Source organism: Phyllobacterium sp. TAF24 (assembly GCF_052113785.1).
Lineage (GTDB): Bacteria > Pseudomonadota > Alphaproteobacteria > Rhizobiales > Rhizobiaceae > Phyllobacterium.
Window position 1 is genome coordinate 235,973 of record NZ_JBFRDN010000002.1, and the last position, 24,348, is coordinate 260,320.

General features: G+C 55.6%; 28 protein-coding genes. 18 read left to right on the forward strand and 10 right to left on the reverse strand.

All coding sequences use genetic code 11. The features are described 5' to 3' along the window. Positions 1–23: 23 nt before the first annotated feature. The 3 genes from AB4Y96_RS02935 to AB4Y96_RS02945 are packed head-to-tail and all read right to left on the reverse strand — an operon-like array spanning position 24 to position 2,164. A complete protein-coding gene (locus tag AB4Y96_RS02935) occupies positions 24–656 on the reverse strand; it encodes a TPM domain-containing protein (protein ID WP_441915545.1) in 633 nt (210 codons plus the stop codon). A gap of 8 nt (positions 657–664) precedes the next feature. Then, on the reverse strand, positions 665–1,483 hold the full coding sequence (locus tag AB4Y96_RS02940) for a TPM domain-containing protein (RefSeq protein ID WP_175540555.1): 819 nt from the start codon (positions 1,481–1,483) through the stop codon (positions 665–667). A 60-nt stretch (positions 1,484–1,543) separates the two neighbouring features. Then, complete coding sequence (locus tag AB4Y96_RS02945; protein WP_091879565.1) at positions 1,544–2,164, reverse strand: LemA family protein; 621 nt, start codon at positions 2,162–2,164, stop codon at positions 1,544–1,546. A 138-nt stretch (positions 2,165–2,302) separates the two neighbouring features. On the opposite strand from AB4Y96_RS02945, the gene AB4Y96_RS02950 reads away from it, so the two are divergent. From AB4Y96_RS02950 to AB4Y96_RS02965, 4 genes are all read left to right on the forward strand, one after another. Next, positions 2,303–2,563: a hypothetical protein gene (locus AB4Y96_RS02950; protein WP_091880220.1), complete on the forward strand. Its 261-nt coding sequence runs from the start codon at positions 2,303–2,305 to the stop codon at positions 2,561–2,563. A gap of 48 nt (positions 2,564–2,611) precedes the next feature. Beyond that, entirely contained in the window at positions 2,612–3,496 is an 885-nt protein-coding gene (gene pdxY, locus AB4Y96_RS02955) for a pyridoxal kinase PdxY (RefSeq protein ID WP_091879563.1), read from the forward strand. A 159-nt stretch (positions 3,497–3,655) separates the two neighbouring features. Then, positions 3,656–4,324, forward strand: a complete 669-nt coding sequence (locus tag AB4Y96_RS02960; RefSeq protein ID WP_091879562.1) for a carbonic anhydrase — start codon at positions 3,656–3,658, stop codon at positions 4,322–4,324. 3 nt (positions 4,325–4,327) lie between these two features. Further along, the gene (locus AB4Y96_RS02965; RefSeq protein ID WP_441915548.1) at positions 4,328–4,738 is read left to right on the forward strand and encodes a nuclear transport factor 2 family protein; all 411 of its coding nucleotides are present in this window, start codon (positions 4,328–4,330) and stop codon (positions 4,736–4,738) included. Positions 4,739–4,794: 56 nt separating this feature from the next. Here AB4Y96_RS02965 and AB4Y96_RS02970 read toward each other — a convergent pair whose 3' ends face one another. Then, positions 4,795–5,619, reverse strand: coding sequence for a lytic murein transglycosylase (locus tag AB4Y96_RS02970; protein WP_091879559.1), 825 nt, complete (start codon positions 5,617–5,619; stop codon positions 4,795–4,797). 335 nt (positions 5,620–5,954) lie between these two features. On the opposite strand from AB4Y96_RS02970, the gene AB4Y96_RS02975 reads away from it, so the two are divergent. The 5 genes from AB4Y96_RS02975 (at position 5,955) to rpsP (ending at position 9,203) form a co-directional block, all read left to right on the forward strand. Beyond that, positions 5,955–6,230, forward strand: coding sequence for a BrnT family toxin (locus tag AB4Y96_RS02975; RefSeq protein ID WP_441915550.1), 276 nt, complete (start codon positions 5,955–5,957; stop codon positions 6,228–6,230). Next, on the forward strand, positions 6,211–6,597 hold the full coding sequence (locus AB4Y96_RS02980; protein ID WP_441915551.1) for a BrnA antitoxin family protein: 387 nt from the start codon (positions 6,211–6,213) through the stop codon (positions 6,595–6,597). The genes AB4Y96_RS02975 and AB4Y96_RS02980 overlap by 20 nt, the downstream gene beginning before the upstream one ends. Positions 6,598–6,841: 244 nt before the next feature. Continuing rightward, positions 6,842–8,413, forward strand: a complete 1,572-nt coding sequence (ffh, locus tag AB4Y96_RS02985) for a signal recognition particle protein (RefSeq protein WP_441915553.1) — start codon at positions 6,842–6,844, stop codon at positions 8,411–8,413. Positions 8,414–8,415: 2 nt separating this feature from the next. Continuing rightward, the gene (locus tag AB4Y96_RS02990; protein WP_091879554.1) at positions 8,416–8,724 is read left to right on the forward strand and encodes a chorismate mutase; all 309 of its coding nucleotides are present in this window, start codon (positions 8,416–8,418) and stop codon (positions 8,722–8,724) included. 17 nt (positions 8,725–8,741) lie between these two features. Beyond that, positions 8,742–9,203: a 30S ribosomal protein S16 gene (gene rpsP / locus AB4Y96_RS02995; protein ID WP_091879553.1), complete on the forward strand. Its 462-nt coding sequence runs from the start codon at positions 8,742–8,744 to the stop codon at positions 9,201–9,203. A 56-nt stretch (positions 9,204–9,259) separates the two neighbouring features. On the opposite strand, the gene AB4Y96_RS03000 is transcribed toward rpsP, so the two are convergent. After that, the gene (locus AB4Y96_RS03000) at positions 9,260–9,865 is read right to left on the reverse strand and encodes a TetR/AcrR family transcriptional regulator (RefSeq protein ID WP_441915555.1); all 606 of its coding nucleotides are present in this window, start codon (positions 9,863–9,865) and stop codon (positions 9,260–9,262) included. 101 nt (positions 9,866–9,966) lie between these two features. Between AB4Y96_RS03000 and AB4Y96_RS03005 the strand changes: the two genes are divergently transcribed. Next, positions 9,967–10,707 carry a 3-oxoacyl-ACP reductase family protein gene (locus AB4Y96_RS03005; protein WP_441915557.1) on the forward strand — a complete coding sequence of 247 codons (741 nt, stop codon included), beginning with the start codon at positions 9,967–9,969 and terminating at the stop codon, positions 10,705–10,707. Positions 10,708–10,751: 44 nt separating this feature from the next. On the opposite strand, the gene AB4Y96_RS03010 is transcribed toward AB4Y96_RS03005, so the two are convergent. Beyond that, a complete protein-coding gene (locus tag AB4Y96_RS03010; protein ID WP_091879548.1) occupies positions 10,752–11,144 on the reverse strand; it encodes a DUF983 domain-containing protein in 393 nt (130 codons plus the stop codon). A 198-nt stretch (positions 11,145–11,342) separates the two neighbouring features. Here AB4Y96_RS03010 and AB4Y96_RS03015 point away from each other — a divergent pair, with 198 nt between their 5' ends. Next, positions 11,343–12,728 carry an aminotransferase-like domain-containing protein gene (locus AB4Y96_RS03015; protein WP_441915560.1) on the forward strand — a complete coding sequence of 462 codons (1,386 nt, stop codon included), beginning with the start codon at positions 11,343–11,345 and terminating at the stop codon, positions 12,726–12,728. Here AB4Y96_RS03015 and AB4Y96_RS03020 read toward each other — a convergent pair. Together AB4Y96_RS03020 and AB4Y96_RS03025 are read right to left on the reverse strand one after the other, a co-directional pair. Continuing rightward, on the reverse strand, positions 12,725–13,294 hold the full coding sequence (locus AB4Y96_RS03020) for a methylated-DNA--[protein]-cysteine S-methyltransferase (RefSeq protein WP_441915561.1): 570 nt from the start codon (positions 13,292–13,294) through the stop codon (positions 12,725–12,727). The two genes, AB4Y96_RS03015 and AB4Y96_RS03020, sit on opposite strands and share 4 nt — an antisense overlap. A 64-nt stretch (positions 13,295–13,358) precedes the next feature. After that, positions 13,359–14,129 carry a DeoR/GlpR family DNA-binding transcription regulator gene (locus tag AB4Y96_RS03025; protein WP_441915563.1) on the reverse strand — a complete coding sequence of 257 codons (771 nt, stop codon included), beginning with the start codon at positions 14,127–14,129 and terminating at the stop codon, positions 13,359–13,361. 175 nt (positions 14,130–14,304) lie between these two features. Between AB4Y96_RS03025 and AB4Y96_RS03030 the strand changes: the two genes are divergently transcribed. The 6 genes from AB4Y96_RS03030 to ppa all read left to right on the forward strand — a co-directional run bounded on the left by AB4Y96_RS03030 (position 14,305) and on the right by ppa (position 22,727). Beyond that, a complete protein-coding gene (locus tag AB4Y96_RS03030) occupies positions 14,305–15,201 on the forward strand; it encodes a phosphotransferase (RefSeq protein WP_441915565.1) in 897 nt (298 codons plus the stop codon). Then, entirely contained in the window at positions 15,198–17,639 is a 2,442-nt protein-coding gene (locus tag AB4Y96_RS03035; protein WP_441915567.1) for a GcvT family protein, read from the forward strand. The genes AB4Y96_RS03030 and AB4Y96_RS03035 overlap by 4 nt, the downstream gene beginning before the upstream one ends. 282 nt (positions 17,640–17,921) lie before the next feature. Further along, on the forward strand, positions 17,922–19,307 hold the full coding sequence (mgtE, locus tag AB4Y96_RS03040) for a magnesium transporter (protein ID WP_441915569.1): 1,386 nt from the start codon (positions 17,922–17,924) through the stop codon (positions 19,305–19,307). A 198-nt stretch (positions 19,308–19,505) separates the two neighbouring features. Next, positions 19,506–21,335 carry a translational GTPase TypA gene (typA, locus tag AB4Y96_RS03045; RefSeq protein WP_091880217.1) on the forward strand — a complete coding sequence of 610 codons (1,830 nt, stop codon included), beginning with the start codon at positions 19,506–19,508 and terminating at the stop codon, positions 21,333–21,335. Positions 21,336–21,462: 127 nt separating this feature from the next. Beyond that, positions 21,463–21,969: a GNAT family N-acetyltransferase gene (locus AB4Y96_RS03050; RefSeq protein ID WP_091879538.1), complete on the forward strand. Its 507-nt coding sequence runs from the start codon at positions 21,463–21,465 to the stop codon at positions 21,967–21,969. Positions 21,970–22,190: 221 nt separating this feature from the next. Continuing rightward, complete coding sequence (ppa, locus tag AB4Y96_RS03055; RefSeq protein ID WP_091879537.1) at positions 22,191–22,727, forward strand: inorganic diphosphatase; 537 nt, start codon at positions 22,191–22,193, stop codon at positions 22,725–22,727. A 5-nt stretch (positions 22,728–22,732) separates the two neighbouring features. Here the strand turns inward: ppa and AB4Y96_RS03060 are convergent, their stop codons facing one another. Both AB4Y96_RS03060 and AB4Y96_RS03065 read right to left on the reverse strand, forming a co-directional pair. Beyond that, positions 22,733–23,050 carry a DUF167 family protein gene (locus AB4Y96_RS03060; RefSeq protein WP_441915571.1) on the reverse strand — a complete coding sequence of 106 codons (318 nt, stop codon included), beginning with the start codon at positions 23,048–23,050 and terminating at the stop codon, positions 22,733–22,735. An 8-nt stretch (positions 23,051–23,058) separates the two neighbouring features. Continuing rightward, entirely contained in the window at positions 23,059–23,349 is a 291-nt protein-coding gene (locus tag AB4Y96_RS03065) for a YggT family protein (RefSeq protein ID WP_091879534.1), read from the reverse strand. Positions 23,350–23,607: 258 nt separating this feature from the next. On the opposite strand from AB4Y96_RS03065, the gene aqpZ reads away from it, so the two are divergent. Beyond that, on the forward strand, positions 23,608–24,297 hold the full coding sequence (gene aqpZ / locus AB4Y96_RS03070; RefSeq protein ID WP_441915573.1) for an aquaporin Z: 690 nt from the start codon (positions 23,608–23,610) through the stop codon (positions 24,295–24,297). Positions 24,298–24,348: the final 51 nt, after the last annotated feature.

Below are 24,348 nucleotides of genomic sequence, written 5' to 3' on the forward strand. Positions count from 1 at the left end.
AAATTCGCATGACACTGCGCAGGTTACAATTCGACCAAATGGTCATCGAGTTCGTTGACGTTATCGGGACCTGCTGGAAAGTGTGTTTCCAGTAGTCGCCCCGCTTGCTGAATGGCCTTGAGAAAACCGGAAGCATGGTCATCTTGCGCCGCATGATCTGTCAGGATTGTGACAATGCCGTTCCATTCTTGCTGAGCAACTTTTGCATTGATACCGGCATCGGCCACAACCTCCGCATAACGCTCCGCCAGCGATACAAACAGCAGGATGCCCGTGCGCTTTTCAGTGAGGTGCACATTGCGCGTCAGAAACTGCTGGACCGCATTGAGATGCGCGCGCTGGTAGAGAATACGCTTGGGAACAAACCGCAGGCTGAGGCCGGGTATGAGCCGCAGCAGTAAAATGGCAGTCGCGAAGGCTGCAAGGATCGCCAAACCAAAGAGCGGCAATGAGATGGTAAACCAGTACCAATGGGCCGCCAGCGCTACGATGATGGCTGCAACAAGAATACCAACCGTAACGGCAAAACCGGCAACGAAGAAATAGCTGTCACTGCTGCGGGCGAGTACCGCATAGATTTCGCCGCTGGTCCGGCTCTCTGCATCGCGGATCGCTGCGGCAATACGGGCATGATCATCATCATTCATCACTGACATGCTCTCTCCTACCAGCCTCCCGATGCACCGCCGCCGCCGGAGGAACCACCTCCACCCGAAAAGCCGCCGCCTCCACCGCCACCGGAAGACCATCCGCCGCCGCCCGACGACCACCCTCCACCGGAACCACCACCAGAGCCCGATGATCGCGTGTCAATGTCCATGCCAAGCCATCTGTAGCGACCGGGGCCAATCTTCTGGCCGAAGACAGGCGCCAGGATAGCCATGCCGAATCCACCAAAGAAAATAATGACCCAGATCGAGATGAAGACGACCCCGAACCAGTCAATATTAGAGGATTCATCCTTGATATTCCGCTTTGCGCGCGCTTCAAGTTCGGCTGCATCTCCCGAAAGCACTTTCAGAATATCGTCCACGCCGCGCGCGATACCCCCGGAATAATCCCCTGAGCGAAAGCCGGGGATTATTGCATTCTCGATGATAAGTTTTGACAAAAGGTCCGTCAGCGTCCCTTCCAGTCCATAGCCCACCTCAATGCGTACCTTGCGATCATTGGGTGCCACGACGAGAAGCACGCCATTGTTTTCCTGCTTCTGACCAAGCGCCCAAGCACGGTAGAGCCGGTTGGAATAAGGCTCGATCGCCTCGCCATCAAGACTTGGCACAGTGACCACAACCACCTGATCCGACGATTTTGCCTCGAATGCCGCCAGTTTCTGGGTGATTGCATCCCGGGTCGCTGCGTCGATGACATTTGCGCCGTCCACCACCCGTCCCGTGAGCGCAGGAAGGTCCGCCGCAAAGGCATGACCCAGAAACAGCCCGAGCAGCGTTACTGTCAAAAGCAGACCATACGAAATCCTCATCAGCAAAGGATCTCGTACGGCTATATCAGCGCTTTGGCGCTTGGTGCGCATTCTGAAAGCCTAGAATTTGACTTGAGGCGTCTGCTTGACGGAATCGTCAACTGTGAATGTCTGATAAGGCTGACTGTTCGTATACCAGATCCATGTCCAGATGATCGTCGGCATGGTCCGGAGCGATGTATTATAGACGCGCACCGCTTCGATATAATCACGGCGGGCCACCGCTATGCGGTTTTCAGTGCCTTCCAGCTGTGACTGCAAGGCGAGGAAGTTCTGATTGGATTTCAGATCAGGATAGTTTTCGACCACAGCCAGAAGCCGCGACAGGGCGCCGGACAAATTGGCCTGATTGTCCTGAAATGCCTTGAAGGCATTGGGGTCTTTCAGCGTATCGGGCGTCACCTGTATAGAGGTCGCCTTGGCACGCGCTTCGACCACTGACGTCAGCACATCTTTTTCCTGAGCCGCATAACCTTTGACGGTTTCAACCAGGTTGGGGATCAGGTCTGCGCGGCGCTGATACTGGTTCAGCACTTCGCTCCATGCGGCCTTGGCCTGCTCTTCATTGGTCGGAATCGTATTGAAACCGCATGCGGACAGCAAAGGCACGAGGACGACGAGAGCCAGAACCGAAAAGACATTGCGTGGCAAAAAGCCGGTCGAAGACGTCATTTTTTGCATAAACCCTCTCCTCATTACTCATTTTCCTGACCGACGGGTCATTTTGGAACGAAGCAGTCCGAGCGTAGCCATTTTTTGCTGCAAAAGGAACTGGCAAAGCGCTATGCTGCCTTGCAACAAGGATCAAGCGGAATCGCCATGGCTGCAAATGACAAAGAGCGTCAGACTGTAACAGAATCGAAGCGGATTCTGGAGCGCATCAGCCGCGAGACCAATCCCGGCGGCAAGTCGGCGGTTGAGCGTACTGTTAACAGGACCAAGGGGCATTTTACTGCCGAAGATGCTGATGCTGCCGATCCGATCGAGATATGGGGAACGCGCATTGGCCGGGTTCTGGGATTGCTAGTGTTGATCGCCATGTTTATCTGGTTGATCAGTTCCATCACCGGCAAAAGCTGAGTCTCCGAACTCATCCCCGCTTTTCCGAACTCTTTTACGAGTATTTCAATGACCGGTTCCGTTGCTCCTTCCTCCAATGCTGTCATCGTCATTTCAAGCCATGTCGTGCGTGGTTCTGTCGGCAACCGCGCGGCGGTGTTTGCTCTTGAAACCCTTGGGCATCCCGTCTGGGCCGTCCCAACCGTTATCCTGCCCTGGCACCCGGGACATGGACCGGCCAAGCGCATTGTGCCCGAGCCGCAGCAGTTCGATGATCTGATTGCCGATCTGGAGCGTGCGCCATGGCTGGGTGAAGTGCGGGCCGTCATGACCGGTTATCTCGGTAATGCCGCGCAGGCTGCATCGGTCGCCCGCCTGATCAAGAAGATCAAAAGCCAGAACAAGGATGTGCTCTACCTCTGCGATCCCGTCATAGGTGATACAAAAGGGCTCTATGTTCCTGAAGCAACAGCCATTGGCATTCGCGATGAGCTTATGCCACTGGCTGATATTTCGACGCCAAACCGTTTTGAACTTGCCTGGCTCGCCGGGGCTGATCTGCCTGACAACAAGGCGATCATGCAGGCTGCCCTTCATGCGGGCCCGGGAACAATGCTGGTGACATCAGCCCATCCCATGCTTGCCGGCGGCACCGGCAATCTTCTGGTCACGCATTCTTTCGCCATGCTTGCCGAGCATCGCCTTGTAAACGGCCCGACCAACGGGCTTGGCGATCTGACCTCCGCACTGTTCCTTGCCCGTATGCTGGCGGGTCTTGATCACGAGCAGATATTGCAGCGAACCACCGCATCGGTCTTTGAGATCATGGCGCGCTCGGCAAAGCGCGGCGCGGATGAATTGATGCTCGAAGCGGATGCATCCAGCCTCTCCAGCCCGATGGCCATGATCCAGATGCGCCACCTCGTTCATCCAAGCAAAGGCATCCGTGCCTGACCAGCCGCAATCGTCCTGCGCGGTTTCGACACGGGGGTTTCGCTGCAATTTCGGTGACACGCCGCAAAACTGTCCTATTCTGGAATCTCGCATTTGAGCTCCGTGCAAACTGGCACAAGACCAATTGATCTTCCCTTCAATCGGGATTAATGCACCATCATGACCATGCTTCCTGAGAAACTGCTCACCGGTTATCGCAACTTCATGGCACAGCGTTATGCCAATGAAACCATGCGCTATCGTCAGTTGGCCGAACAGGGCCAGACCCCCGAAACGCTCGTTATCGCCTGTTGCGACTCGCGTGCCGCCCCGGAAATCATCTTCGACACCAGTCCCGGCGAGATTTTCGTTATCCGCAATGTGGCTAATCTTGTGCCGCCCTATGCGCCGGATGGTGAATATCACTCCACGTCGGCAGCGCTGGAATTTGCCGTACAAAGTCTGAAAGTGAAGAACATAGTTGTTCTGGGCCATGGACGCTGCGGCGGCATCAAGGCGGCACTGGATACGGAAAGCAAGCCTCTCTCCCCCGGTGATTTTATTGGCAAATGGATGAGCCTCGTTGCTCCGGCAGCCGAAGCCGTCGCCGCCAATGAACTCATGACGCCATTTGAGCGCCAGACTGCACTGGAGCGCATTTCCATTCGCTATTCCCTCCGGAACCTGCGCAGCTTCCCCTGTGTCGATATTCTGGAAAAGAAGGGTCGCATTACCCTACACGGCGCATGGTTCGATATTTCCACCGGGGAGCTTTGGGTTATGAACCCTGAAACCGGGGATTTCTTGAGACCTGATCCGGAATCGGTCGACCTGCAACCGGGCCAATAGTCTATGCAGAAACTGGCTATCGCTCTCGCGCTGCTTCTCAGCTTTGCGGTGCCTTCGCTCGCCGAAGACAACCCTAAAGTTCTTGTCGAGCGCTGGTACAAGGCACTCGATACAGCAAACAGGCCTGAATTTGCCGACCTTCTCACCGATGACGCGACAATCGTGCTTGAAGATCAGGAGATTGAGCAGACCAAGCGCGAATTCCTCGGCTCCCTCGACGAATGGGAACACGCTGTAAAAGGCACGACGATCAAGCACAGACTTGGCGGAATGGAAAATGGCAAACTGACGATGTTCGTTTGTTACGAGTTTCCTGACAACACCACCTATTCCCGCGAAATATTCAGTTTTCGCAACGGCAAGATCAGCGCCAGCGCACAGGGAGCCATTGGCGAGACCTGCGAAGGATTTTAAACAAAAGGCCGATGCTGAGCACCGGCCTTTGAATTCACTACAATTGTGGAAAAGCCTTACTTGCCGCCGTCGATCTGTGCGCCGATGATTGCAATGGCCTGCTGATAAACAGTGGCCGAATTCCATCCCTGAATTGCCGCGAAGCTGGGCTCCCCAGGCTGATATCCAGCACCACGCTGCCAGCCATGACCAACAAGGAAATTTGCCGTGGAAGCCAAGGCATCAGCCTTGGAACGAACCATGTCGATATGGCCGCTGCCATCACCATCGACACCATATTTCAAAACATTGGCGGGCATGAACTGGGTCTGGCCAATTTCACCATGCAACGCGCCGCGCGCATCGGGGGCCAGATCACCGTGATCGACAAGCTTCAATGCCGCATAGAGCTGCTCACGAAAATATTCGCTGCGGCGGCAATCATAAGCCAGCGTCGCTACTGCGGATAGTGTGTGCTGGCTGCCAAGGACAGCACCAAAACCCGTCTCCATGCCCCAGATCGCAATGATCGGGCCAGCAGGCACGCCATAGCGCTTCTCAATGCTGGCAAAGAGAGCCGCATTCTGGGTTTTCAGTGCCTTGCCACGCGATACGATCGTCTGCGCACCACGCACCTGCATGAACTTGTCGAGCGCGTATTTGAAGCTCTTCTGATTGCGGTCCAGCGCTATTGTCTTGGTTGAATAGGTCAGGTTGTTGAGAGCACCCAGCCCCCTGCCGCCGATACCCTGCGACTTGGCTTCCTGTTTGAACTGTTCAACCCAAGCCGGAAATCCAGCAGAATTGTTGCCACACTGAGGTGCTGCCTGAGCTGCTCCTGCCATCACGAGAAGCGCGGTCGCTACACCAGCAAAAAATCTGCCTTTGGCAACAAATGCCATGGAAATCTCCTTAAAAGTTTAATCGTCCCTGATGCTATCTGCCATTTTTCTGGCACTCTGTCATCTGGCAGAATGGAGCAATACTTGGCAAAACTGGGCTCGTTCTCTTCATTTTCGATGAATATTGCCCTTTCGCGTACTCATTCGACGATTCTCGTCAACGCTGTGCAGACACACAGGATGCAATCCTGAGTTGCTCCGTTCCCGCGTTTGATTCGGCGCGGTTAGACCTATTGATGAGAAGCCATTTGCATTTTCGCTGGTAAGCTAAGTCAAATTTTGGAAATTAGATTATATTTCTGTATATACAATAATTATTGACTGCAGTGGCTTTCATGCGTAAGTTCGAATGGAATAATGAAAAGGCTAAGCGTAATCTGCGCAAACATGGCGTGGCCTTTGAGGATGTTCGCTATTTTGAGTTTGAGACCGCTATGGAGTGGCTGGCAGACCAAAACATCTATGGTGAAGAGCGTATCGTCGCCATTGGCATGCTTGGAGGTAAATTTTACGCACTTATCTACACAATGAGAGGAACATCCATTCGCGTTATCTCACTGCGTAGAGCATCTCAGAAGGAAGCGAATGAATATGCCAAATCAGAAACGTGACATGTCCGGCACCGAGATTGTTTTCAATCAGGAAACAGGATTGGTAACGATGACTGTGGCGCATAGAGCGTACAAGCAAAAGACCCGCGAGGAAGCCATCGCCGCCGCGAAGGCTTATGCCGAGTCTCTTAGCGTCGAAGAAGATGCAGCGCTTACCAAAGCGGCTTTGGACGATCCAGACACTGTCCTCATCACGGAGTTGAGCAGGCGCAAGCCCGGTCGACCACTTGCGGATAGTACAAAAACCCCGGTCTCCATTCGCCTCAGCCCGGATGTGGTTGATTATTTCCGTTCGAGCGGCCCCGGTTGGCAGAGCCGTATTGATGATGTCCTGCGCAAAGCAGCAGGGTTGAAAAAGCGCGCGTAACTGCGTCCACCTTGACTCATCACCATATTTCCTGTTTAAGCCGCCCATCAATCCGCGACGAGTTCCAAACTCCGAGCAGCCGACCGGGACCCCGCAAGGGTTCGACGATCCCGGAGGTCAACACCCGACAGCGCGATGCGCCCTCGGGTGCATTTTTGCTTTGAGCCCCGTTTGGGTATGGGCTTTGGCGCGGAGGATGCTTACCTTTCAGGGAAACAGTTCCCCGGAAGATAGAGGAAAACGGATGTTTGAGAGCTTACAGGAACGACTAGGTTCGATTTTGAATGGCCTGACCGGCCGTGGCGCGTTGTCGGATGCCGACGTCGCGGCGGCTTTGCGCGAAGTGCGCCGGGCACTCATCGAAGCTGACGTTGCCCTTGATGTGGTTCGCTCGTTCACCGACAAGGTGCGTGCCAAGGCTGTCGGCGCGGAAGTTCTCAAAAGCATCAAGCCCGGCCAGATGGTCGTCAAGATCGTTCACGATGAACTGGTCGACATGCTCGGCGCCGAAGGCGTCACCATTGATCTGAATGCCCCGGCTCCCGTTGTCATCATGATGGTTGGCTTGCAGGGTTCGGGTAAGACCACCACTACGGGCAAGATCGGCAAGCGCCTGACCGAACGGTCGAAGAAGAAAGTGCTGATGGCGTCGCTTGATACGCGCCGTCCAGCCGCACAGGAACAATTGCGCCAGCTTGGTGTACAGACCGGCGTCGATACGCTGCCAATCATTGCCGGTCAGACACCCGTCGAGATCGCCGCACGCGCCGTACAGGCTGCCAAGCTCGGCGGCCACGATGTTGTCATTCTTGATACCGCTGGCCGTACGCATATTGATGAGCCCTTGATGGTCGAAATGGCCGACATCAAGAAAAAGGCCAACCCGCACGAAATCCTTCTCGTTGCCGATGCTCTGACCGGTCAGGACGCCGTCAATCTTGCGCGCTCCTTCGATGAGCGCGTCGGCATAACAGGTCTTGTCCTGACACGTATGGACGGCGATGGTCGCGGCGGTGCCGCCCTTTCGATGCGCGCTGTTACCGGCAAGCCGATCAAGCTGATCGCCACCGGCGAAAAGATGGATGCGCTGGAGGAGTTCTACCCACGGCGTATCGCTGACCGCATTCTCGGCATGGGCGATATTGTTTCGCTCGTTGAAAAAGCTGCCGAAAACATTGACGCGGAAAAAGCCGCGGCGATGGCCAAGAAAATGCAATCAGGCAAGTTCGATCTCAACGATCTGGCTGACCAGATCGGCCAGATGCAGAAGCTAGGCGGCATGGGCGGTATCATGGGCATGATGCCCGGCATGGGCAAGATGAAGGACCAGATGGCTGCAGCCGGTCTTGATGATTCCATCTTCAAGCGCCAGCTCGCCATCATCTCTTCCATGACAACTGCCGAGCGCACCAATCCTGATGTGCTGAAACATTCGCGCAAGCAGCGCATTGCCAAGGGCTCTGGCACCAATGCCGCCGACATTAACAAGCTTCTCAAAATGCACCGTCAGATGGCGGATATGATGAAGGCGATGGGCGGCAAGGGCAAAGGCGGCATCATGAAACAGATGATGGGCGGCATCGGCGCCAAGATGGGCCTTGGTGGTATGGGCGGACTGGGTGGTATGCCTGACCTGTCCAAGATGGACCCGAAACAGCTTGAAGCCCTGCAGAAGCAGGCGGAAGCCGCAGGCTTCGGCAAGGGCGGTGGTTTGCCCGGTCTTCCGGGTGGTCTCGGTGGTGGTATGGGCGGCGGCCTCCCCCGCTTGCCCGGCCTTGGTGGCGGGCTTCCCGGCCTGCCGAAGAAGAAGGGATAATCATGACGTCTTCCTCCCTGCCAAAAGAATTGCTCGAACTGCGCGCTTCCATCGACAATATCGATGCGGCGCTGATCCACATGCTGGCGGAGCGTTTCCGCTGCACGAAAGCCGTGGGTGTGCTCAAGGCCAGGAATGGCCTCGCCGCTGCCGATCCCGCGCGTGAAAAACTACAGGTTGAACGTCTGCGCTCGCTCGCCCAGTCGGCTGACCTCGACCCCGATTTTGCCGAGAAGTTTCTGAACTTCATCGTCAAGGAAGTGATCAGACATCACGAAACAACTGCGGCCAAAGAAAACGCCGCGAACTAACAACAGGAGAATACCCCATGTCACTGAAAATCCGCCTGGCACGTGCCGGCTCCAAGAAGCGCCCTTACTACCACGTCGTTATCGCTGACGTTCGTGCACCGCGTGATGGCCGTTTCATCGAAACCGTTGGCGCATGGAACCCAATGCTTCCCAAGGACGGCGACCGCGTAAAGCTCGATGCTGACCGCATCCAGTATTGGATCGGCCATGGCGCACAGCCTACAGACCGCGTTCTGCGCTTCCTCGATCAGGCTGGCATTGCCAAGCGCGACACACGCAACAATCCTGAAAAGGCTCTTCCGGGCAAGAAGGCTCAGGAACGCGTTGCTATGGCCAAGCAGGCTGAAGAAGATGCAAAGGCAAAAATTATTGCTGAAGCAGAAGCTGCAAAGGCTGCTGAAGAAGCTGCCAAGGCCGCTGCTGCTGAAGCTGCTGCCGCTCCTGCAGAAGAAGCACCATCTGAAGAAGCTGCCAGCTAATAAGCGGCTTCATCCATTGACTGCAAAACGGGTGGCTCTGCCGCCCGTTCTTGTTTTCAGGCGGCAGTAAGCCCGTCCCATGCGGCCATTGCCGCATCGGCGGTTCGCATCAAGCCATCGAGCGTTGCACCGTCGCGCGCTGTGATCGACATGCCATGCTGCACCGTCGCATAGAATTCTGCGATGTTCTGACAATCGGTGGCAGCATTAAGCTCCCCATCCGCTACGCCCTGCTCCAGCCGCGTCTTCAGTTTGGTGACATTCTCCCGGCGGTTATTCCGGAGCAGTTCCCCGATGGGATCATCTTCGCTTAAACCATGCAAAGCCCCAAGCACAATGAGACAACCCTGCGGTTGATCAGGCCGGGTATAGGAAATGGCGGTTTCCTTCAGGAAATTATGAAATCCCTCCCGCGCCGTTTTGGCTTCGGGCAGAGCATTCCATATGTCGTGGCCCACCCGGCTGCGATAGACTGAAACGGCTTCTTTGAAGAGTTCGGCCTTGCTGCCAAAACAGGCGTAAAGGCTGGGAGAATTGATCCCCATCGCCTCGGTGAGCATTGCCATCGAGGCGCCTTCATAACCCTTGGCCCAGAAGAGTTCCATGGCACGGATAAGAGCTGCATCCCTGTCAAATGCGCGTGGGCGGCCTTTTGGCGACATGACAAACTCCTTTTTGTAACAATCAATACATAAATCACTTGACGTTGCGGCGCAAGGGTGGCATGCCTTTATGTATCAATCGTTACATAAAAGGAAAACGGATGTCTCGTCTCTCCAATAAAGTTGCCTTTGTCACCGGCGGTAGTCGCGGTATCGGAGCAGCCATTGCCCTCAAACTCGCGGAAGATGGTGCAAATATTGCCATTACCTACACCAGCGCCCCGGCCAAGGCGGATGACACAGTCAAGGCCATCGAGAAGCTCGGCCGTCGCGCCATCGCCATCAAGGCCGATAATCTCGATGCAAAAGCAGTGGAAAGCGCGGTCAATGAAGCCCACGCCAAACTTGGCCGACTGGATATTCTTGTGAACAGCGCCGGGGTCTATTCAATGGATACGGTCGATGTGCTGGATCTGGAAGAATTCGACCGGGTGATGTCGATCCATGTTCGTGCAAGCTTCGTTGCCGCAAAGGCCGCCGTAGCACACATGCCCGTGGGTGGGCGGATTATCAGCATCGGCAGCAATCTGGCGGAAATCGTGCCGTTTCCCGGCCTTCTCGCCTATTCAACCAGCAAGGCCGCGCTGATCGGCCTGACCAAAGCGCTGGCGCGCGATCTTGGCCCGAGGGAAATCACCGCCAATATTGTTCATCCGGGCTCAACTGATACGGATATGAATCCCGCCAATGGTGATCACGCTGAAGGCCAGCGCGCCCGCATGGCCATTCCACGTTTTGGGCAGGCGAAGGACATTGCCGGTCTTGTCGCTTTTCTCGCCGGTGAAGAAGGCCGTTTCATCAACGGCGCTTCGCTGACCATTGATGGCGGTGCCAACGCCTGATCGATTGGAACTCACCCGGATGATATCATCGTCCGGGTTCTCTCTTACTGTTCGCCCTTGCGTACCAGACGGCCTTCCTCAGCCTTATGGAAATATTGTGAGCAGACCAGCCAGCCCTTCAGCGGCCGCAGCAGGATAAGGCTGCCGAACAGGGTCAGCGGCAGCGTTGTGAACAGATGCACCCAGATGGAAACTTCATAAGTTGTCTGCAACCACAGGGCGAACAACATGGCTGGAACCGCAACGATGGTCATGGCGAAGAAAGCTGGGCCATCCGCTGGGTCGGCAAATGAATAATCGAGCCCGCAAACTTCGCAGGACGGTGCCAGCTTGAGGAAACCATGGAACAGCCGTCCTTGCTGACATTGCGGACAGCGCCCGAGGATGCCAGTTTTCATTGGATTGTCTGTTGCGTGGTAGTGGCCTGTCTGTGACATGGCTATTGCCTTTCCAAGATGGATTTATTGTATGGATAATTTATATTATTAGCATACAATAAACATACTATCTGATGGAAATATAAGGATTGTATGCATTTATGCAAGCATGACCGTTTGTCACATGGCATATTTGTCCTTGTTAGCGCGAGAAAGTCTGGGTAATTGTATGGTATATAACCATACAAAGAGCCCGACATGACCGTTTGGAAGCCCCGTATTGCCACCAGTTCCCGCTACAAGCACCAAGGGATTGTCGATGCGCTGGTCGCCGACATCAGCTCGGGCGTTTTGAAACCGGGTGATGCCCTTCCACCCCAGCGCGAGATTGCAAGACAGCTCGGAATCGATCTGACCACCGTCACGCGGGCGATGACCGAAGCGCATCGCCTTGATCTCATCGAAGCGAAAGTCGGTTCGGGCACCACCATCAAAGGTTCGTTGACGCAACCGGCACTTGGGATGGCCTCCCTGCTGACGGATCTGGACCTGACCATGATCATCCCGCCGCAGCCGCCGGAAGCCGACCTCCACAATCACCTGATCGACGGGGTAAGCCACGTCCTCAACGGCGCATCGAGCCACTTCCTCAGCTATCAGGAAAGCACCGGTACAGAGGCTGCACGCGCCGCCGGGACAAAATGGCTGGCACCGCGTTTCGGTGAAGCGCCCTCGGCGGACCGGCTACTCGTGGCCGGTGGTGCCCAAAGCGCACTCTTTGCCATTTGCAGCCTTGTTGCTGCCCGCGGCTCGATTTGCGCGGGAACACTGACCTATCCGGGGCTGAAATCCGTCTGTTCGGCGCTTGATATTCCCATTCATCCGCTCGCCATGGACCGGAACGGTATTATTCCAGACGTGTTTGAGAGCTGCTGCAAAACGTTAAGACCAAAAGCCCTCTATCTTTGCCCATCCATCGACAACCCAACCACAGTGACGATGCCTGCGTCGCGCCGCCAAATCATCGTCAGTATCGCTCAACGCCACAATGTCATGATTATCGAGGATGATCCTTATGCGGAACTTCTCGACACACCCCTGCCCGCCATTGCTTCAATAGCCCCCGATATCACCTGGCACATTGCCACGCTCTCCAAATGTGCAACGCCTGCGCTGCGTGTTGCCTATGTGGTTTGTCCCTCATCACTGGATGTACTGAAGCTTGCATCAAGCCTTCGCGCCAGTAACCCGACCGCATCGCCATTGCTGATGGCTGTTGCCACAGCCTGGATCAATGACGGCAGCCTCTATGGGATTGCTCATGCCATCCGCGAGGAAAGTCAGGCCAGACAGATCATCGCCAGAAAAGTGCTGAAGAATTGGCATTTTTCCGCGCATCCGGCAGGTCATCATCTATGGCTTGATGTGCCTGTTCAGTGGAGTGCCGCGGAATTCTCCGCGCTTGCCCGCCGTTCCGGCATTGGCATTGTCCCGGCGTCGGCTTTCAGCATCGCCCCTGCAACCCCCGAAGCTATCAGGTTGTCACTTGGCGCTGCGCCGGACAGAGGCAGGCTGGAACAGGCGCTCGTTCTGCTTGACCGGCTGCTGCACGAACCGCGCTTTGCCACGGGAATTATTGTCTAGAGGAAACTGCCCTGCGCCGTGATCGGATGAAACACCGGCTTCTCCGATGCCTGCGCGGTAATCCGATGTTCCAGATCGAGCAGAAAACGTTTGCGCGGTTGCCCGCCGCCATAACCGGTCAATGACCCATCCGCGCCAATGATACGATGGCAGGGAACAACAATGGCGATGCGGTTCTGGCCATTTGCACCACCGACTGCGCGGCTTGAGTTCGGTTTACCCAACGCTCTGGCCATCCCGCCATAGGTGCGCGTTTCGCCGTAGGGGATGTCAACAAGCATCGACCAGATGGTGCGTTGAAATGGCGTGGCTGGCAGAAACAGCGGCGTTTCAAACCGCGTCAGATCACCGGCAAAATAGGCAGTGATCTCTTCATCAATCTGGTCGAGATATGAATGATCCCCCGGCACGATGGTATAGCCATAGCGCTGCTCAAGTTCTGTCAATTCTGCTGGCAGGGCTGGCCGATCGGAGAATTCAAGCAGCGAGAGCCCTTCATCACCAGCCATGGCGATCATGGGGCCAATCGGTGTCTGAATATGTCTGTAGCGCAAGGTCTTTGTCATGGTCTTCTCCCGACTCATGCGCGCGATTCTATCTCTCTGGAATCGGTCTGCCACCCGATTCTTGTCAGGCCTCGTTTCCGGCAATACTCACCCTCGCCCCCGCCCGGCTGAGCGACTGAAGAACATCGTCAGGCGGCGGTGAATCAGTCACCAGTTCATCAAAACCGGCAAAATCGCAGACCTGAACAAGTCCCTGCCGTCCGAACTTCGAAGCATCCGATACCACCACCGAACGCTCGCCGCGTGACAGAACCATGCGCGCGAACTCCGCTTCCTCAAGATTGTAATCCATCAACCCATGTGTGGCATCGATGGCGCCGATGGAAATGATGGAATGGGCGACATTGAACCGACTGATAAAATCGATGGCCAGGGCGCCGAAGGCAGCGCCATTGTCGCTGCGCAATTCACCTCCGGCCATGAACACCTTGTTGCCGTTCACCGTCGCCAAAGTACGGGCAATATCGGATGAATTGGTGACAACCGTCAGATTGCGATACTGCAACAATTCCCGAGCAAGAAAGCTGGTGGTCGTGCCCGTATCCAGCATGATCGAGTCACCATTGCTGATTGTACCTGCGACATGCCGGGCGATTGCCCGCTTGGCACCGGCATTCTCGCGCATGCGTCGTTCAAACGGCGCTTCGCCGAGATGCTGCGGCAAACCAACGGCACCATGGGTGCGCACGATAACCCCTTCATCAGTCAAAGGTTTTACATCGCGCCGTATCGTCTCAAGTGAAACGCCGAGCCTGTTCGCCAGATCCGAGATCGAGATTGTGCCCTCATCCTGCAGCACTTTCGTAATCTCGCCACGCCGTTTGGAACCCATCATACACCTCATCAATCGTGCATATCTGCGCACATGCAAACATTAATACCACAAAAAATTTATAAAACAGTCATAAAAACCACAAAAACTCACAAAGGCGGATTGACAACGGAGGTCATGCAGATGAGATTTGCCATATAGGGCACCCAAGGCGGGTGCTCGTTTTCTGGATTGCCCGATGACGCAGACCCAGACCAGCGAAGCCCGAATTGCTGCCTTGCCCCTGTGGCATGGCAATATCAGCGTGACGCTGCTCAAGGGCGGGATCAGCAATGAGAGCTATGTCGTCGAAGATCAGCACCGCAAATATGTGGTGCGGTTTGGCAAGGATTATCCCTTCCACCACGTCTTTCGCGACCGCGAGGCCATGACGGCGAAGGCCGCGCATAGCGCGGGATTTGCACCCGAATTGTTTTACGCCGATGGCGGCATAATGGTATCGGCATTTCTGGGCGCAAAAACCTACGCTGCACAGGATGTGCGCGACAACATCGCCGGTATTGCCACTTTGATCCGGCAATTTCACACAGCAATGCCGGATCACATCACCGGTCCCGGTTTCATGTTCTGGGTGTTTCACGTCATCCGTGACTATGCCCGCACGCTCAAGGCGGGCAAAAGCCGCATGTGTGACCAACTGGACGGTTATCTCGCCATTGCGGCCGAGATGGAGGCTGTGCAAAAGCCACTGCCGATCATCTTCGGCCACAACGATCTTCTGCCCGCCAATATTCTCGATGATGGCGAACGCCTGTGGCTGATCGACTTTGAATATGCCGGTTTTTCCACCGCCATGTTCGATCTGGCCGGTATCGCGTCCAACTCCGGTCTGACGGAAGAAGAATCGGAAGCCTTGCTGGCAGCCTATTTCCAGGCCTCTCCCGACTACGGGCTGAAGCGCGCCCATGCGGCGATGCAATGCGCTTCGCTACTGCGCGAAGCCATGTGGGGCATGGTGTCAGAGCTTTATCTCAATGCACCCGGCGTCGATTACGTCGCCTACACCCATGAAAATCTGGAGCGTCTGGAACAAGCGCTGGACCGGTTTCGAACCACATACGGAAGCAAATCATGACTCTGCCCAGTCACGCCCAGATCGTCGTTATCGGCGGTGGTATCATCGGCTGTTCGACGGCCTATCATCTTGCAAAAGACCACAAGGCGGATGTCATTCTGCTTGAGCAGGGACAATTGACATCGGGCTCCACCTGGCACGCGGCGGGCCTTGTTGGCCAGTTGCGCTCCTCCGCATCCATCACCCGGGTCCTGAAATATTCGGTTGATCTTTACAAACGTCTTGATGAGGAAACCGGTCTGGCGACGGGCTGGAAAATGACCGGTTGCCTGCGGCTTGCCACCAATCAGGACCGCTGGACCGAGTTTCGCCGTCTGGCGACTACAGCGGGTAGTTTTGGCATGGAGATGCACCTTCTTTCGCCGCAGGAGGTCAAGGCCATGTGGCCGTTGATGCGGGTCGATGATCTGGTCGGCGCAAGCTGGCTGCCGACCGACGGACAGGCAAGCCCTTCTGATATCACGCAATCGCTGGCACGTGGCGCGCGTATGAACGGCGCGAAACTCATCGAAAATATCCGTGTCACCGGGTTCGAGATGGATGGCGAGCGTATCATCAAGGTCAAGACTGATCAGGGTGACATCGCCTGTGAAAAAGTGGTCAATTGTGCGGGCCAGTGGGCACGGCAAGTCGGCGCGATGGCGGGTATCAATGTGCCACTGCAACCTGTAAAACACCAATATATCATCACGGAAAAGATCGACGGCCTGTCATCAGACGCACCGACCATCCGCGATCCTGACAGGCGCACCTATTTCAAGGAAGAGGTTGGCGGTCTGGTCATGGGCGGGTACGAACCCAATCCGCAGGGATGGGTGACTGGCAATGTGCCTGAAGATTGGCAATTCCGCTTGTTCGATGATGATTTCGACCATTTCGAACAGCATATGATGCAGGCAATGGAGCGCATTCCCGCGCTTGAGACCGTCGGCGTCAAGCAGATGATCAACGGCCCGGAGAGCTTTACCCCGGATGGTAATTTCATTCTCGGTCGCGCGCCTGAGTGCTCCAACATGTTTGTTGGCGCAGGGTTCAATGCCTTTGGTATTGCCTCCGGCGGCGGCGCGGGTTGGGTGCTGGCCCAATGGGTTGTCGATGGCGAAGCACCGCTTGATCTGTGGACTGTCGATATCAGGCGCTTTTCCAATCTCCATCGTGACCGTGACTGGGTGCTTGACCGCACATTGGAAGCCTATGGCAAACACTACACGATTGGCTTTCCGCACGAGGAATACACATCCGGGCGTCCAGCCATTGTCTCACCGCTCTATGATCGCCTGAAGAAACACGGCGCGGTCTTTGGATCGAAACTCGGCTGGGAACGCCCCAACTGGTTTGCACCCGATGGTACGGAGCCTGTCGATATTTATTCCATGGGTCGTCAGAACTGGTTCGATCAGGTTGGCAAAGAACATGCACTGGTGCGGGAAAAGGCCGGCATTTTCGACCAGTCCTCCTTCGCCAAATATGAACTGACAGGCAAGGACGCGCAAAAGGCGCTTGATTACATCTGCGCCAATGATGTTGCAAAGCCCGTCGGGCGGTTGACCTATACGCAGCTTCTCAACACCCGCGGCGGCATTGAATGCGATCTCACCGTTGCGCGACTTGCCGAAGACAAGTTCTACATCGTCACCGGCACGGGCTTCCGCACCCATGACTTTGCCTGGATCAAGGAACATATCGATGAGGGGCTGGATGCACGCCTCGTTGATATCACCGAGCATTTCGGCACGCTTTCGCTCATGGGTCCAAAGGCGCGTGATGTCCTGTCGCGCGTCACGGATACCGATGTCAGCAACAGTGCCTTTCCTTTCGGCCATGTCAGAGAGATCAAGATAGCTGGAGCGACAGTTCGCGCCCTGCGCGTGACCTATGTCGGCGAGCTTGGCTGGGAACTGCATATTCCGATTGCCGCCACTGGCACGGTCTTCGATGCCCTGATGCAGGCAGGCGAAGAATTCGGTATTGCACCGGTTGGATATCGGGCGCTGGAATCGCTGCGGTTGGAAAAAGGCTACCGCGCCTGGGGTTCTGATATCACGCCCAATGACTCGCCCTTTGAGGCCGGGCTCGGCTGGGCAGTCAAGTTACGCAAGGACACAGAATTTCTCGGACGCAAGGCCAGCCAGACTATTCAGGCTGCACCTCTCAAGAAACGCCTTGTCGGTTTCACTGTTGCCAATGAGGATGTCGTGCTTCTGGGACGCGAGACGATCCTGCGCAATGGCGAGACGGTTGGGTACCTTACCAGTGGCGGTTTTGGCTACACAATCGGCAAGCCCATTGGCTTCGGTTATGTCCGTCATATGGACGGTGTAAGCGACAGCTTTTTGACCGAAGGAACATATGAACTGATCGTCGCCAATGAACGCTTCCCCGCCAAGATTCACCTTGAGCCGCTCTACGATCCGCTAAACGCAAAAGTGAAGGCGTGAGGCGGCAAACGCGCTTCTGATTGAGCCTATAAAAACGCCAGCAATTCGGCAGCCTGCGGCATAATTTCCCGGGGGTTGACTTTCCCCGTGGAGGGGACCAAATGGCAGCACGCGACCGGGAAATTTCGGCCGCGTATCACCAAACCGGAGTCTATCTCTTATGCCCAACGACGACAGTCATAGTCGATTGTTTGCGCCGTCATCGGCGATCGTGGCCTGATTCTAAGAGATCAGCTCGCCCCGATCAGCCGTGACGGCGGATCGACAGAAAGGCGAGCTAAAATGAACGACCTTCGCTTGAATAAGGATGCAGTCAATGCCGAATTGGCACAGGCATCCAATATAGCAGAGCAGCTTGCCGCCATGCAGGCCGCTGATGCTGTTGAACTGCTCAACGAACTCGATGTCGAGGATGCTGTCGGCATTCTCGCTGAAATGCCGAGAGATCACGCGGTTTTGATCCTCGATCAGCCGGAACTGCACTCGTCTGCCGAGATTATTGCCGAGCTTCCAGCACCCATTGCGCGTGAGCTGCTTGACGCCATGTCGGCCGACCGCGTTACTGATATTTTCCAGCAGTTCGATGACGAAACCCGTATCCGCCTTGCCTCCAGCCTCGGGCAGGAAACCAAGGCTGCGCTGCGCAAACTGCTGCACTATCCGCCCCATACGGCAGGCAGTCTGATGACCACCGAATTTGTCAGCGTACCCGGCGACTGGAACGTGGCGGCAACACTGCAGCATATTCGCGAAGTCGAACGGTCCCGCGAAACGATCTATGCAATCTATGTAACTGACGCAAAGACCAAAGGTCTGTTGCGGGCTGTTGCATTGCGCCGCCTGATCACCAGCGAGCCTGATGATTCCATTATGAGCGTTGGCCGCGACGTTGCCCCGGTAACGGTTGGCCCGCTGACCGATCAGGAGGATGTTGCCCGGCTCTTCCGCAAGCACGATCTGCTCGCCGTTCCCGTGGTCAATGACGACAATCACATCATCGGTATCGTTACCGTCGATGATGTGATCGACGCCATGACACAGGAAATGACCGAAGACACCTTGAAGTTCGGTGGTATGGAGGCGCTGAACAAGCCCTATATGCAGATCAGCTTCGTGCAGATGCTGCGCAAGCGCGCTGGTTGGCTCGGCGTGCTGTTTCTCAGCGAGATGCTGACCGCCAGCGCCATGCAGTATTTCGAAGGCGAACTGGAAAAGGCCGTTGTGCTGACCCTGTTCATCCCGCTGATCATGAGTTCCGGCGGCAATTCCGGTTCGCAGGCCACATCGCTACTGATCCGCGCATTGGCGCTACAGGAACTGCGTCTGAAGGACTGGTGGCGGGTTGCCTTGCGCGAACTGCCCACAGGCATGGTGCTCGGCTCTTTCCTCGGCGTCATCGGCGTTATCCGCATCACCACGTGGCAGATGGTCGGCCTTTATAATTACGGCCCGCACTGGATGCTGATTGCCGCAACCGTCGGCGCAGCCCTGATCGGTATCGTGACCTTCGGCTCACTTGTCGGGTCCATGCTGCCCTTTATCCTGCAAAAGATCGGCTTCGATCCTGCCAGCGCATCGGCACCTTTTGTGGCCACGCTGGTCGATGTAACAGGGCTGGTGATCTATTTCTCGATTGCCCTCGTCTTCCTATCGGGCACTCTTCTCTGACGAAAAGCGCGGCATCTCCCCGGATTTGCCGCGCTTGATACCGTCCGAGAGCCGTCACGCCTGCATAGCTGTAATGCAGGCAAGGGCCAGCCAAAAGCGTATCCCCCCTTTCGCATTTGCGAAAAAACATGTATGGAGCGCGCAAATGCAAAGCGGCGCCAGCATGTGAGCGTCCACAATCCTCCAAAAGAGAAACTCATGAAACTGCGCAACATCGCGATCATCGCACACGTCGACCATGGCAAAACCACGCTTGTCGACGAACTTCTGAAACAGTCCGGCAGTTTCCGTGACAACCAGCGCGTTGCCGAACGCATGATGGATTCGAACGACATCGAAAAGGAACGCGGGATCACGATTCTTGCCAAGGCCACTTCGGTCGTCTGGAAGGATGCACGCATCAACATCGTCGATACGCCAGGCCACGCCGATTTCGGCGGTGAAGTCGAGCGTATCCTGAGCATGGTGGACGGCGCGATCGTTCTCGTCGACGCTGCCGAAGGCCCGATGCCACAGACCAAATTCGTTGTCGGCAAGGCCCTCAAGGTTGGCCTGCGCCCCATCGTTGCGATCAACAAGATCGACCGTCCTGATGCGCGCCATGAAGAAGTCGTCAACGAAGTCTTCGACCTTTTTGCCGCTCTCGACGCAACAGACGAACAGCTCGACTTCCCGATCCTTTACGGTTCAGGCCGCAATGGCTGGATGGCACGCAACCCGGAAGGTCCGCAGGATCAGGGCCTGTCCGCCCTGTTCGACATGGTGCTTGACCATGTGCCTGCCCCGACCGTCGGCGAAGGCGCATTCAAGATGATCGGCACGATCCTTGAAGCCGATCCGTTCCTCGGCCGTATCATCACCGGCCGCATCCATTCCGGTACCGTCAAGTCCAACCAGCAGGTCAAGGTTCTGCACGGCGACGGCACGCAGCTTGAAACCGGCCGTATCTCAAAAATCCTCGCATTCCGTGGTATTGAGCGCCAGCCAATCGAAGAAGCCCATGCGGGCGACATCATTGCCATCGCCGGTCTGCAGAAGGGCACTGTTGCCGACACATTCTGCGCCACCGAGGTTTCCGAGCCTCTGCATGCGCAGCCAATCGATCCGCCAACAGTCACCATGTCGTTCATCGTCAATGATTCGCCATTGGCCGGAACGGAAGGCGACAAGGTTACCAGCCGCGTTATTCGCGACCGCCTGTTCAAGGAAGCCGAAGGCAACGTAGCGCTGAAGGTTGAAGAGTCAGGCGACAAGGATTCGTTCTTCGTCTCCGGCCGCGGCGAATTGCAGCTTGCCGTTCTCATCGAGAACATGCGCCGTGAAGGTTTCGAGCTTGGTGTTTCGCGTCCCCGCGTTGTTATGACGAAGGACGAAAATGGCGACCTGCTTGAGCCAATCGAAGAAGTGCTGATCGACGTTGACGAGGAATATTCAGGCACCGTTGTGCAGAAGATGTCCGAGCGCAAGGCTGAAATGGTCGAGCTTCGCCCATCCGGCGGCAATCGCGTTCGCATGGTTTTCTACGCACCGACGCGTGGCCTCATCGGCTATCAGTCGGAGCTTCTGACCGATACACGCGGCACTGCCATCATGAACCGCCTGTTCCGCGCTTACGAACCTTTCAAGGGCGAAATCGCAGGGCGTAACAATGGCGTTCTGATCTCCAACGATCAGGGCGAGTCTGTTGCCTTCGCCATGTGGAACTTGGAAGATCGCGGCCCGATGGTTATCGAAGCTGGCGTCAAGGTCTATGCCGGCATGATCATCGGCATCCATTCCCGTGACAACGATCTGGAAGTCAACGTGCTCAAGGGCAAGAAGCTGACCAACATTCGCGCCGCAGGCAAGGATGAAGCCGTCAAGCTGACACCGCCGATCCGCATGACGCTGGAACGCGCCCTGTCGTGGATTCAGGATGACGAACTGGTTGAAGTCACGCCGAAATCCATTCGTCTGCGCAAGCTGTACCTTGATCCGAACGAGCGCAAGCGTTTCGAAAAGAGCAACAAGGCTGCTGGCGCCGCATAAGCCAATCCACATTCAATGATCAGAAGAGCGGCGATTTTCGCCGCTTTTCTTTTTGGTGCAATACACAAAAAATCGTTCTGAATCCCAGTTGCGAAATCCCGACGCGCGGGTCTATGGTTAAGAAACCATGAACACCCATGTGACCGAGATCAGACGAGCTGAACTGGCCGATGCGGGCGAAATCTCCGCTGTGCATCTGGCTGCCTGGCAAGGTGCCTATAGGGGCATCATTCCGCACCGTTCGCTCAACACCATGCTGCACCGTCGCGGCGCCGACTGGTGGGCGAGAGCCATTCGCCGCTCCACTCAGATTCTCGTCGCCGATATTGGCGGCGTGGTTGCGGGCTATGCCACGCTAGGACCAAACAGGGCGCGCCAGTTGCCACAAAAAGGTGAAGTCTACGAGCTTTACATCCGCCCTGAGTATCAGGGATTGGGCCTTGGGACGCGCCTGCTCGGCGCTTCGCGACGCAGCCTTGTCGATCAGGGCCTTAAGGGCATGGTTGTCTGGGCTCTTGAAGACAATGATCTCGCGATCAACTTCTATCAGAACGCGGGTGGCAAGGATGTGGCCGAAGGCGTTGAATGTTTCGAAGGAAAGACGTTGAAGAAAGTCGCTTTCGTCTGGAGCTAGTTGCCCATTATTCGAAAATCTCTGGTTTTATGGAACAGGCCTCTTTGGTGCCTGCGACACAATATTTCTTGTTATGTCTGTGATTTTGCGGCCTTGTCTGCACTTATTTCATTCAATTGGACCTGCCCCTCTGTTTTCGGGACGTAGATATGCGACGCAATTCTTGCGTCACCGCGTAAAAATCTTTACAGCACTCCCAAACCAACAAGGACTCTGAAAATATGCGCATTGATGCCATTTCGGTCGGCAATAATCCCCCTGAAGATGTCAACGTCATCATCGAGGTTCCAGTCGGCGGTCAACCGATCAAGTACGAACTCGACAAGGATTCCGGCGCATTGTTTGTCGACCGGTTCCTGCACACGCCGATGACCTATCCGGGCAATTATGGTTTTGTTCCGCACACCCTGTCGGATGACGGTGATCCGATTGACGTGCTGATCTGCAACACCCGTGCCCTGATGCCAACCAGCGTGATCAACGTGCGTCCCATTGGCGTTCTCGTCATGGAAGACAATAAGGGACAGGATGAGAAGATCATCGCCGTGCCTTCACCGCACCTGACCCTGCGTTATGAGAAGGTCCACAACTACACGGACCTGCCTGAGATCACGCTGAAGCAGATCCAGCACTTCTTCGAACATTACAAGGATCTGGAACCCGGCAAATGGGTGAAGATTGGTGACTGGGGTGATGAAGATGCCGCCCGCAAACTGATCACTGAAGCCATTGAGCGTCACAACGCCAAGAAGGCCTGATTATATCAGGGCGATCCCAGTGTTTCGAGCTGTAAGGCCAGCGCTTCCGGATCGCCCGATATCTTTACCTGTTTTAGCCGTGATGTGGCGCCTGTGCCAATCGAAACATCGCGCGCCGCTATTCCAAGCGATTTCGCCAGCAGCTTTTCCAGCGCGGCATTGGCTTTTCCATCTTCCGGCACTGCCAGCACACGGGCTTTCAGATGGGCGCGTCCGTCACCCGTTTCTTCAACACCTTCAATCCCGTCGCGGGCTGACTTTGGCGTCAGCCTGACAAGGAGCGTGATACCGTCACGCTCCTTGCGGAAGAAAGCCGTGCTCAACGCTGCGGTTAAACCAGAAGCGGCGCGATTGTGGTCCACAGAAACTGGCGAAGGAAAAAGATAATCAGCAGCAGGATGATCGGGGATATGTCAATGCCACCCAGATCGGGCAGGAAGCGCCGGATAGGACGCAAGGCAGGCTCCGTCACCCGGTAGAGAAATTCGCCAATTGAAGCGACAAACCGGTTGCTCGAATTGATTACGTTGAACGCGTAGAGCCATGAGAAGATCGCACTGGCAATCAGAATCCAGGTGTAGATATCGAGGGCCAGATCAATCGTGCGGATAAGAGCGAGCATAGGTTTCTCCTGATAATCACGCGACATGTAGCGATTGGCGTGCTCTCGGGCAAGAGGCAGCTGCTTTTGCGAGAATCAAAGCGCGCGCCATTTTGGCAATGGCCAAACCAAGTATCCATTGCACAGAAGCTATATCATCAAGAGAACAACAGCATCCCCGGAGGTACAATTGAACGTTATTGTTGAATTTTGAAAACGGGAATAACTTATAGTTGTGAGTCGGGCAGTTCCGGCAAGCACTTTATCTAGGGGGTTTCCATGCTCAATAAACTGTCAGCCGAATTCTTCGGTACATTCTGGCTCGTCCTTGGCGGTTGCGGCAGTGCCGTACTTGCCGCTGGATTTCCAGCCCTTGGCATTGGCTTTCTCGGTGTTGCCTTTGCGTTTGGTCTTACGGTTCTAACCATGGCTTATGCGGTCGGCGGTATTTCCGGCGGCCACTTCAATCCCGCTGTTTCGCTTGGCCTTGCCGTAGCGGGACGCTTCGACTTCAAGGATCTTATCCCTTACTGGATCGCACAGGTTTTCGGCGCCATTGCTGCGGCGGCGGTACTCTATCTGATAGCCTCGGGCAAGGCGGACTTTGCCGGTGTCAAAGGCTTTGCTTCCAATGGTTATGGTGAACTTTCTCCAGGTGGGTTTGGACTGACCGCCGCCCTGATTGCTGAAGTTGTCTTCACAGCCTTCTTCATCATCATCATCCTTGGAGCAACATCATCATCCGTTCCGGCGGGCTTTGCCCCGATTGCCATTGGTCTGGGACTGACCCTGATCCATCTGGTGTCGATTCCGGTGACGAATACCTCTGTTAATCCGGCCCGGTCTACCGGCGTTGCCTTGTTTGCCCAGACGGCAGCACTCAGCCAGCTCTGGCTCTTCTGGGTTGCTCCACTTGTTGGTGCCGTTGTTGGCGCGATCATCTGGAAGGCGCTTCTCGGTAAAGACTAAGCATCCAATCCATTCACGAATAATTTGGGCCGGTTCTTCCGGCCCAATTTT